13 protein-coding genes are annotated in these 10,149 nt (G+C 36.1%); 8 read left to right on the top strand and 5 right to left on the bottom strand.

The window, feature by feature from the left end:
• Positions 1-172 precede the first annotated feature (172 nt).
• The 3 genes from K7I92_RS06765 to K7I92_RS06775 all read left to right on the top strand — a co-directional run bounded on the left by K7I92_RS06765 (position 173) and on the right by K7I92_RS06775 (position 1,577).
• Positions 173-418 carry a hypothetical protein gene (locus K7I92_RS06765; protein ID WP_220282539.1) on the top strand — a complete coding sequence of 82 codons (246 nt, stop codon included), beginning with the start codon at positions 173-175 and terminating at the stop codon, positions 416-418.
• A 257-nt stretch (positions 419-675) separates the two neighbouring features.
• The gene (locus K7I92_RS06770) at positions 676-819 is read left to right on the top strand and encodes a hypothetical protein (RefSeq protein ID WP_220282540.1); all 144 of its coding nucleotides are present in this window, start codon (positions 676-678) and stop codon (positions 817-819) included.
• Between the two features lie 86 nt (positions 820-905).
• A complete protein-coding gene (locus tag K7I92_RS06775; RefSeq protein ID WP_220282541.1) occupies positions 906-1,577 on the top strand; it encodes an ADP-ribosyltransferase in 672 nt (223 codons plus the stop codon).
• Between the two features lie 181 nt (positions 1,578-1,758).
• Here K7I92_RS06775 and K7I92_RS06780 read toward each other — a convergent pair whose 3' ends face one another.
• Together K7I92_RS06780 and nagA are read right to left on the bottom strand one after the other, a co-directional pair.
• A complete protein-coding gene (locus K7I92_RS06780; RefSeq protein ID WP_220282542.1) occupies positions 1,759-2,289 on the bottom strand; it encodes a hypothetical protein in 531 nt (176 codons plus the stop codon).
• Position 2,290: 1 nt separating this feature from the next.
• The gene (gene nagA, locus K7I92_RS06785) at positions 2,291-3,436 is read right to left on the bottom strand and encodes an N-acetylglucosamine-6-phosphate deacetylase (protein WP_220282543.1); all 1,146 of its coding nucleotides are present in this window, start codon (positions 3,434-3,436) and stop codon (positions 2,291-2,293) included.
• Between the two features lie 146 nt (positions 3,437-3,582).
• Between nagA and K7I92_RS06790 the strand changes: the two genes are divergently transcribed.
• Both K7I92_RS06790 and agaF read left to right on the top strand, forming a co-directional pair.
• Complete coding sequence (locus tag K7I92_RS06790; RefSeq protein ID WP_220282544.1) at positions 3,583-4,758, top strand: SIS domain-containing protein; 1,176 nt, start codon at positions 3,583-3,585, stop codon at positions 4,756-4,758.
• Positions 4,759-4,770: 12 nt separating this feature from the next.
• The gene (gene agaF, locus K7I92_RS06795) at positions 4,771-5,205 is read left to right on the top strand and encodes a PTS galactosamine/N-acetylgalactosamine transporter subunit IIA (protein WP_220282545.1); all 435 of its coding nucleotides are present in this window, start codon (positions 4,771-4,773) and stop codon (positions 5,203-5,205) included.
• A gap of 48 nt (positions 5,206-5,253) precedes the next feature.
• On the opposite strand, the gene K7I92_RS06800 is transcribed toward agaF, so the two are convergent.
• The gene (locus K7I92_RS06800; protein WP_220282546.1) at positions 5,254-6,414 is read right to left on the bottom strand and encodes an AraC family transcriptional regulator; all 1,161 of its coding nucleotides are present in this window, start codon (positions 6,412-6,414) and stop codon (positions 5,254-5,256) included.
• Positions 6,415-6,606: 192 nt separating this feature from the next.
• Here K7I92_RS06800 and agaV point away from each other — a divergent pair, with 192 nt between their 5' ends.
• From agaV to K7I92_RS06815, 3 genes are all read left to right on the top strand, one after another.
• Entirely contained in the window at positions 6,607-7,083 is a 477-nt protein-coding gene (agaV, locus tag K7I92_RS06805; RefSeq protein WP_203244931.1) for a PTS N-acetylgalactosamine transporter subunit IIB, read from the top strand.
• A gap of 72 nt (positions 7,084-7,155) precedes the next feature.
• Positions 7,156-7,947: a PTS sugar transporter subunit IIC gene (locus K7I92_RS06810; protein ID WP_203244930.1), complete on the top strand. Its 792-nt coding sequence runs from the start codon at positions 7,156-7,158 to the stop codon at positions 7,945-7,947.
• Positions 7,937-8,842, top strand: coding sequence for a PTS system mannose/fructose/sorbose family transporter subunit IID (locus K7I92_RS06815; protein WP_220282547.1), 906 nt, complete (start codon positions 7,937-7,939; stop codon positions 8,840-8,842). The genes K7I92_RS06810 and K7I92_RS06815 overlap by 11 nt, the downstream gene beginning before the upstream one ends.
• An 88-nt stretch (positions 8,843-8,930) precedes the next feature.
• On the opposite strand, the gene K7I92_RS06820 is transcribed toward K7I92_RS06815, so the two are convergent.
• Positions 8,931-9,803 (bottom strand): IS3 family transposase, encoded by an 873-nt coding sequence (locus K7I92_RS06820; protein ID WP_203245802.1) that lies wholly within the window; start codon positions 9,801-9,803, stop codon positions 8,931-8,933.
• The coding region (locus K7I92_RS06825) for a helix-turn-helix domain-containing protein (RefSeq protein ID WP_370627455.1) at positions 9,773-10,149 on the bottom strand (377 nt) is incomplete at its 5' end. The genes K7I92_RS06825 and K7I92_RS06820, both read right to left, overlap by 31 nt.

Genomic DNA, 10,149 nt, shown 5'->3' on the forward strand with positions numbered 1-10,149 from the left:
TTAATCTAAAAGAGTGGGTGGACCACTCTTTTTATGTAAAATGTGAAAACCAAGTTATGGTAAAGTAAGTGTGATTATAATAAAGGATGCTTGGCTACTTTTTTGAAATGAAATCGAGGTTTTGTGTGGAATTGTCAATGAAAGATAGAAAAAAGAATCTATGCTTTTAGCTATGAAAAAAATTAATAGATCCTCTACCAAAATCACCTTAAAAAGATTTACTTCAGATGGAGGTAAAGAATTTACCTGCCACAAAGAAATTGAAGATATAGGAATAGACTTCTATTTTACAGAATCATATTCAGCACGGCAAAGAGGAAACAATGAAAATGTAATGGAACTTAATAATAGACCTAGAAAATGTCTAAATTATCAAACTCCATTTGATGTATTTATACACGAACTTAGTTTGTTATAAGTGGCGCAATATTATTTGCAATTAATGTTTCAATTCATAATCTACCAATACTTACAAAGAACTTATTGACATTTTGTTGTACTGTACCAACGATGCCATTATCCTTTGTAGTATCAAAAATAATTAAAGCTGATTTTCAGAATAAAGATAATCTCTTAAATAAGTTGGGTCTCTTGTAGATTAGAAGAATTAAGAGAAAAAATGAGATAATGCTTAAAATAGCGTAAAGTGAAAGCTTGAAAGAAAGATTTAAAGTGATGGATGAAATTCTTGAAGAAAAAGAAATTAGAATTGACAGGTTTGAGGATGTTCTAGTAAGAAAGCTAATTGAAAGTATTGAGATAAATGAAGAAACACTTCAAGTTGAATTTAAGTCAGGTATAGAAATTAAAGTTAAATAGACTAAAGAATCTACGTATAGGTATGGTCTTTTTTGTGTATAATGGAGCAGAAGAGAAAATATTGTTATCTAATTGAAGGTGGTACGATGAGTTTATTGAAAAGGATTAGATATGGAGAAATCAAATGGAAACTAACAGATAAAAATAATTATAGGGAGTTTATTGATGGTATAGATTGTAGCGAATGGGGTAAAAGTATTTACTCTGATTGGGCTAAAAAATATAAAGAGAGTATGAGTCTAATGAAATTGATAAAAGACAATTCTTCTTTAGAAACAAGTCCTTTAGAATGTTATTGTGGATATAGTTACAAATATATAAATGAATTTCTTAGAACTGGGAAATTAAATAATCAAATTTATAGTAACATGGCGGACTTACTAATTTTAACTTTATGTTCCGCTCCTAAAATTCCAGAAAATATTGTGCTATATAGAATTGTTGGAGGAAAGATTGCAAATGAGATAGTTCATAAAAATAAAAATAATGAACCATTTCAAGAAAAAGGGTTTATGAGTACAAGCTTATTAGCGAATATTGTTAATGAGTATAATGAAGAATGTGTAGAACCAGTTTTATTAAAAATTTTCGTTCCAAGAGATACAGTTGGAGTTTATGTTAATATAATTGAAAAAAGGGCTGAAGAAGAAGTGCTATTGGCACCGAATAATTTTTTGGGGATTATAGAATATCCATATTATGATAAAGAACTAGGTGTGAATGTATTAGAATGTCAGTTGATAAATTTTATTCTATAACTAGAAGAAATTTATTATAGTTAAGTTTGTGCATACAGGTAAACTCAAGATATAAAAGTCAAAAATCGCGAAGTAGATAAAGACATAAAGGAAGAAATTTCTAATCCAACAGTGTTAAATACATTTATTGGTGAAGCATTAAACGAAAAAGTGAAGAAATCTCGTTAATGAAAAAAGAAGCTTAACGCTTCTTTTTAATTTGATAAAGGGCGAAGAAATATTGGATGGCTTTATAGGTAGTCGCAATCATAACAAGAATTTCAAAAGCAAGAAGAATAGGCGCATCCTTTTCTAAAATTCCCTTGATAACAAGTAGAACACCAAAAGCCATGAAAGCCAGTCCTAATAAGAAACATTCCCAAGCTTTATTTTGTTGGATTAAGCCTTCAATAAAGCCAACTTTTTTCTCTGGCTTGAAATTAGGGAATTGTGTTAAACCAGGTAACCATACACGACGGTAACGATATTCTTGAAACAATCCATAAGCCAAACCAATTAGAATGGATACTGGAATTTGTTTGAGAAAAGAATACACTAGAATACCAATAGCTAAAGCCAATACCCAACGATTTTGATATAAAGTAAAGCGCTGTGCTTCTTCATCACGAATTAAGTAACCGGTTTTAGAGAATGAATCAAAAAGAATTTTTTGATTGTGTTTGTTTAAATAAATATTACGTCCAGCAATAGGACTTTTAGTTTGTTTAGCCATATTATTGTTTGATACCTTTACAATACGTATCGACAACGGAATAATCATCTGCCAATACAACAAGGTCGGCATCATATCCTGCCACAATCTTACCAATATGATCATCCATACCAAGTAAAGTCGCCGGATTAAGGGTACAACTATTGATAGCCGCCTCAAATGGCACAAGTGCTTCTTCCACTAAGATTCGCAAACCCTGATTTAAGCTCAAAGTTGATCCGGCAATACCACCTGTTTCGGTTAAGTGTGCTAAGCCCTTTTTATCAATCTCTACTTCATGACCCCCAAATTGGAATTTCGTTCCCTTTGGTAAGCCCTTTGCCATTAAAGCATCCGTAATCATAACCGCATAATGACTACCTTTGGTTTGAAAGAAAATATTTAAAGCTTCAGGGGTGCAATGTTGACCATCACAAATGATTTCACTATACACATTTCTTAAACGTAAGGCAGCACCAGCCACTCCATTAGCACGATGATTGAATGGAGATTGACCATTGAAAGTGTGGGTGATACTCATTGCCCCATTTGCAAAGGCAAGCAAGGCTTCATTATAAGTAGCACCACTATGACCAACGGAAACAACCACACCGTGTTGACTAGCGTACTTCGTTAACGCATGATTTGGGTCATGCTCAGGAGCCAAGGTGATGACCTTAATTAAATCGCCGGACTCTTTTTGATAGTGCTTAAACTCCTCAACCGTTCCTTGCACAATCGCTTCTGGAGGTTGGGCTCCTTTGTACTTCATGTCTAAATAAGGACCTTCAAAATGAATTCCTAAAATATCCGCTCCATCGCGACCGGCCATGTGGTTTTCCTTAACTTTACGAACATTTTGAACTGCCTTTGTCAAAACCGGATTTAATTCCGTAATGGTTGTGGATAAAAAACCGGTTACACCTTCTTTGACAATTCCCTTTGCCCATTTCTTTAATCCATCTTCTTGTGCATAGTTGGTATCATAACCATAAGCGCCATGGCAATGAATGTCGATGAAACCGGGTACAATTCTTAAATTACCATAGTCCTTATCACAAGTTTCAAAATCGTAAGGAAGAATGTCCAGTATTTTAGAATCTTCTAAATGAAGAGTTGCCGGATAGAAGGAACCGGCCAACCAAATCTTTGTACTTTTTATATACATAATAATCTCCTTTTTAATAATCTTATCACGATTGAAATGAGGATACCCTGAAAGTGTTTGTACTTTTTCGTTTATGATTGATAGTTTTTAATGAAAACCATAAAAGCAATACACAAATTGATATAATCAAAACAGATGGAGGTCATATGGAAATATTTAACTTAAGTGAAACAGTGTTAGAGAACAGTAAAGCAACATTTACCGCAAAAGAAATTGTGCAACAACCTATCACATGGCGTAAGACTTTGAAACAAGTGAATCAAATTCGTCATGAACTAACTCAATTCATTGAAAAAACAACCAAACAAAATGATTTTGATATTATATTAACCGGTGCCGGTACAAGTGAGTTCGTTGGGAATAGTGTGTATTCTTACCTAAACCGTCTTTATGACTACAAAGTAAAAAGCTATGCGACAACAGATTTAACCGCTAGTCCAGAGAACTTTATTTCAGCTATGAAACCAACTTTATTGGTTAGCTATGGGCGCTCGGGAGATTCACCCGAAAGTATCGGTGCTATTCAATCGGTTGAAGCTGTTAATCCGGAAGTTCATCATCTTTTTATCACTTGTAATCAAGATGGAGCTTTGAGCTTAAGAGCATCAAAAGAAGGAGAACGTTGTTTTGCGATTAACCTAAGCCCGGAAACGTTGGATCAAAGTTTTGCGATGACTTCTAGCTATTCCAATATGTATCTAGCCACTTTGTTGGCTTTTGCGAAGGAAGAATACGAAACTTTAGTTAAGTCAGTTGAAAGCCTAGCAACCAATGTGGAAAAATGGCTATTGGAAGACTTCTATTTAGCAAAAGAAGTAGTGGAACAATATCCTTTTGAAAGAATTGTTTACTTAGGAACCAATACCCAAAAAGGAGTTGCCCAAGAATCGGCCTTAAAGATGTTAGAATTAACAGCGGGTAAGGTTGTGACAATGTTTGATACACCATTAGGATTCCGCCATGGACCAAAGAGTATTATTGATGATACAACGTTGACAGTGCTTTATTTATCCGACTATGCTTATCAACGCCAATATGAATTGGATCTATTAAAAGAAATGGCAGTTCAGCGTAAAGGCAATAAGATTTTAGCGGTAGCGAACATAGAATGTTCTGAAGCGAAAGAATTAGCGGATTGGTATTATTGTTTTAATGGTGAAGAAAGGGATAATGTTGTGAATGGATTAGCGTATATTACCGTTGCTCAATTGGTGGCATTGTTTAAATCGCTTTCGTTATCCATCACACCGGATAACCCATGTCCAACAGGTGAAGTAAACCGTGTGGTCAAGGGTGTTACTTTATACCCATATAGTAAATAGGAGGAAAATTATATGATTGGAATGATTGTTAGTGGACATGGTCATTTTGCGACAGGTGTTACTTCATCGGTTGAATTGATTGCCGGACATCCAGATTTCTATGTACCAGTTGATTTTGAACAAAATCACAGTACAGAGGATTTAAAGAAAAATTTAGAGAATGCTTTGGAACAATTAAAGGATTGTGAAGGAGTTTTAATCTTAACCGACTTACTGGGTGGTTCACCATTTAAAGTAGCGGTTGAATTAAGCATGGTTCATAGTGAAAAAGAAATTCGAGTTCTTTCGGGAACGAACTTAGGTATGATTATTGAAGGTAATCTTGTTCGCCAATTTGCGGAAAGCGTGGATGCTTTAGCGAATCAATTGGTACAAACAGGTCATGATCAAACCATGAAGTATGAATTCGTTGAACGGGAAGAAGTAGAAATGGAAGATGGCATTTAAGAGTGGTGAAAAGCCACTCTTTTTCAGTAAAAAAGAAGCTTTCGCTTCTTAGAGTTGGTCATAGATTTTCTTTGCGTATTCGCTTGGATTGATGTGGAATTTTCGAGTGAATTTTCGGGAAAAATAATGAATGGAATTAAAGCCTAATAAATTAGCTACTTGAGTAATAGAATATTTACCATCACGAATCAATAAACGACTTAGATTCAGTTTCTCATTATTGATATAAGCTTTTGGTGTAATCTTCATATAATTATTAAATAGATTTTGCAAAGTACTTCTTGAAATCGCAAAGTTATCACAAAGCGAATCAATTGGTAGTGGTTCATATAGATGCAAATTGATGTATTGCACAATTTCTTCTAGTAGGCTATTTTCATAATGCTGGTTGGCCGGTGAGCTGGTCTTTTGGGTAGAACGACCCATATGACTCTGTAGCTGAATGATAAAGGTTTCTAAACTAGAAACCAACAAATCGTTTTGGTAGTCATTTTCAAATTCAGTGTACTTAACGAATTGTTGAATAAGCTGAATTTCTTCTCGATTGCAATGATAGATTTTTCGAACGAGTTTATCATGGCACAAACCATCGGCTTCAAAGATAGCGGTTAGATAGGAACAAGGATTTTCGGAAGTGACTTTTTGATTATGAAATTGACCTGGACCATAGAATAAACAGTCATTGGCTTTTAAAGTAAAAGTTTCGTCTTCAACGGTCGTTTCGAGTTCCCCTTGGTCAACAAAGGTGAGTTCATAATAAGGATGAATCTCGCCTTTAAATTGGTAATGTGGACGTTTAACAACATAGTAATAAGCCAATAATTCTTGAATACGAATGCTTGGTTTAATGCGATGATACATCAATGTTTTGGCAAGACTAATCTTTTTAATTTCAGACTCTTTAGGCATGTATAGGTTATAAACAATGTAATTGCTCATGGTGACTAATGCGAACGCATTTCCCGGATAAATGCAAATTTTGCGATGCAAGGCAAAGGTTTCAATTTGATTAAGTTGTTCCTCTTTTGCGATGTGTAATAAAGCCATTCCTTCCATTGGCTCGATGTAAACGGGCTTGGAATAGGATATGAGCGTAGTGGTATTTTCGTTGAAGATGGTGTAATCTTGCTTTTGCAAGTTTGCTCGTGGAATCTCTCTTGAAACAAAACCATATTTTAAAAAATGGGAGCTGGTTGTTTTATTGAACATTATGGTAAACCTCTATCTCTATTCTAAAGATTATTTCAGTGAAAGCGTAGTAAAAATTGTCAAAAATATTTTTCTTTTACTAAAAAGTACACAAATTGTGTAAAAAAATGTAAATATGATTAGGGAAAGGATGTTACTATATAAGTAAGGAAACGCTTACAAGCAAGTTGCATTGTTAGAAAGGAAGTTTGTATGCCGGATATAGTTTTAACTAGAATTGACAACCGACTGATTCATGGCCAAGTAGCAACGCAATGGTCCAGTTCGATTGGGGCTAATTTGTTGTTAGTAGCCAATGATGAGGTGGCAGGCAACAGTTTCCGTCAAGGTTTGATGGATATGGCCGCTCCTTCTTATGCTCAGACAAGATATTGGACCTTGGAGAAGACGATTTCAACGATTCATAAAGCTTCTCCATCGCAACATATTTTTTTGGTCTGTGAAACACCTCAAGATGTCTTGAAGTTAGTAGAAGGTGGAGTACCAATCAAAAAAGTAAACATCGGTAATATGCACATGTCGGAAGGAAAACGACAAGTGGTAGGTAGTGTTGCTGTAGATGATGCAGATGTAGCTGCTTTTAAACGCCTACAAGAATTAGGCGTTGAATTAGAGATTCGTCGTGTGCCTCAAGAAGGGGCTGAAGATTTAAGCAAGCTTTTTAAATAAAGTAGTAAACGGATGGAATTGATAAAAGCGTTTCTGTAAGGATTTTCCACATATATTTAGGAGGATGGAAAGATGGAAGTTGTATTACTTGCAATTGTTACATTCATCTTTGCGATTGACCAATTCTCGTTAACAGAATTGTTGTATCGTCCTATCATCGCCTGCCCAATTATTGGGGCAATCTTAGGTAACCTTAACATCGGTTTAGTTGTTGGTGGTACTTATGAATTGATGATGGTCGGTAACATGCCTGTTGGCGGAGCTCAGCCGCCAAACGCGGTTTTAGGTGGGGTAGTCGCAATGATTTTCGCTGTTAAGTCAAACTTAGCAGTTGAAGAAGCATTAGGTTTAGCCATGATTTTCTCGGTATTTGGACAATACGTTGTGACCTTAACATTTACGGTCATGTCCTACTTCATGGCTGCCGGTGATAAGGCGGCTGAAGAAGCTAATCCAAAGGGAATCACAAATGTTACTTTAATTTCAATGTTAATCTTGGGTTCCTTATTCGCTGTATTATCCATTGTTGCTTACTATGGCGGTAGTGCGGCCGGAGAAACTTTAGCTGAATTTAAGAAGAACTTTTCTTGGGTAATGGCCGGCTTAGGTGCGGCAGGCGGAATGATGCGTTTCGTCGGTTTCGCTGTTCTATTAAAGATTATGTTAGCAAACGATATGTGGGGTATTTACTTTGCAGGTTTCGCTTTTGCGGCAATTCTCGGAAATATTCAAGCAACATCCGGCGCAACATTACTTTTAACCGCATTTATCGGTATCGCAATTGCATTGTTTGATTACCAAACGAATGTGAAGATTAAGAATAGTACCGGCTCTTCTAATGGAGGTGAAACAGATGGAATCTAATAAATACTTAACTTATGTGGATAAAACACCTGCTAAGCCATTAGACAAGTCCACTCTTAATAAGATGGTTTGGCGTTCTCTTAACCTACAAGCAGCCTTCAACTACGAAAGAATGCAGGCGGCCGGTTGGTTATGGAGTATCTTACCGGGTCTGGAAAAAATTCACACAAATAAAGAAGACTTAAGTACGTCTATGACGCACAACATGGAATTCTTTAACACCCACCCATTCTTAGTAACATTCGTTATGGGTATTGTGTTATCCCTTGAACAACAAAAAGCTGATGTCAACTTAATTCGTGGTGTCCGTACAGCCGCTATGGGTCCTTTAGGCGGTATTGGTGACGCATTATTCTGGTTCACATTAGTTCCTATCACAGCCGGTATTACGGCTAATATGGCCATCGGTGGCAGTATTGCCGGTCCTATCCTTTATTTCCTCATCACGTTCGGTGTTGAAATGGCTTTACGTTACTGGTTAATGTACTGGTCTTATGATTTAGGAACACGTGCGATTGAAGTCTTAACTAAGAATGCTCGTGAATTTACCCACGCCGCCTCTTTATTAGGTGTCTTCATCGTTGGTGCTTTGACATGTAACTATGGTTCAACAGCTTTAGGTATCTTAATTCCTAATGGCACAAAGATTGATCCGGCAACGAAGAAAACAGTTGAAAACTTCATTGATATTCAAGCATTATTGAATGGTATCTTACCGGCATTGATCCCATTAGGATTAACTTTAATGTGCTATACATTAATTAAGAAGAAGAATTGGTCGCCAACAAAGTGCATCCTCTTACTTCTTGTTATTGGTATTGTTGGTTGTGCTTTCGGTATTTGGTCATCCGGTGAATATACACCATTGGTACCAGTACCTTGGAAGGTTAAGTAATAAACTAATAAAAGGCTTGTGTCATCTGATGTGACCCCCAAAAGTTAGACTTTTTAGCGTAGCAGTTTATATGACCGCTCCGCTATTTTTATGTAGCCAAGAGTCTAAGCCTGTATTGCACCGGACTTAGCCATCCCAGTTTTTCTTTAATTCTTTGTTCATTGTAATACTTTATGTATCGTTCGATTTCTGACTTTAGCTCATCATAGCTATAGTAAATAACACCATAATAGATTTCTTGTTTAAGTAATCCAAAGAAGTTCTCCATAACAGAGTTATCATGACAGTTTCCCTTACGAGACATGCTTTGGAAGATTCTTTCTTCCTTGAGACGATGAGAGTATGCTTTCATTTGGTAAGCCCGGCCTTGATCCGAATGGAAAGTTCTTCTATATTTGCAATCGGATGTTATTGCAATAGCCTGTTCCAATGCCTCCATAACATTTTTTGTTGAAGGGTGCTTGTCAATTCCATAGCTTATAATTTCGCCATTACACATATCCATAAATGGATCCAGATAAAGCTTGTACATTGTCATGTGACCTTTAGCATTAATCTCATAATACTTAAACTCTGTAGTATCCGTAGTAATCTTCTGATGAGGGATATGTGTGTTAAATCGTCTCCTTATGCGATTAGGAGCAACTGTTCCAACTTTACCTTTGTACGAACTGTATTTACGACTTTTTCGAGTAAAAGAAGTAACCTGTAAACCTAGTTTCTGCATTATACGTTGTACTTTCTTTTTGTTTACACAGTAGCCTTGATTTCTTAATTCTCCAACCACTCGACGATAACCATAATCCTTGTGAGTCTCTCTGATTTCAAGAATCTTCTCTTCGATTTCTTTGTCAGGGTTTTCCCTATCGAATCTTTTCTGCCGGTACATATATGTTGCTTTAGGCATACCTGTACAAGAGAGAAGGTCTTTTAGTTTGAATTCTCCTCGGAGACTGTTGATGACGAGTGCCGTTCTCTCATTTTTGTTTCGTCCTCTAAACGCAGCCTCCTCAGTTCTTTTAAAAAGGCATTCTCAATTCTTAACTTAAGCAGTTCATCTTCTAATTCTTTGACATGTTCTGCACTTGTATCAACTATTCTTTCTTCCGCTTCCTGAGCTTTAATATCTATCTTAGATTTATCCAATGTTTTCTTTCGACCTTTCTTGCGAGATTTCAAAGCATCAGGACCGGCAACACGAAAGCGATTAACCCGGTTAGTAATCATACTTGGATTGCTTATACCTTCTCGAATCGCCAAGTCTTGATATGAAATCTCACTTGATAGATATAACTCTACAACAGAAA

It is taken from the genome of Bulleidia sp. zg-1013, from assembly GCF_019798045.1.
In the GTDB taxonomy this organism is placed as follows: Bacteria; Bacillota_I; Bacilli_A; order Erysipelotrichales; family Erysipelotrichaceae; genus Bulleidia.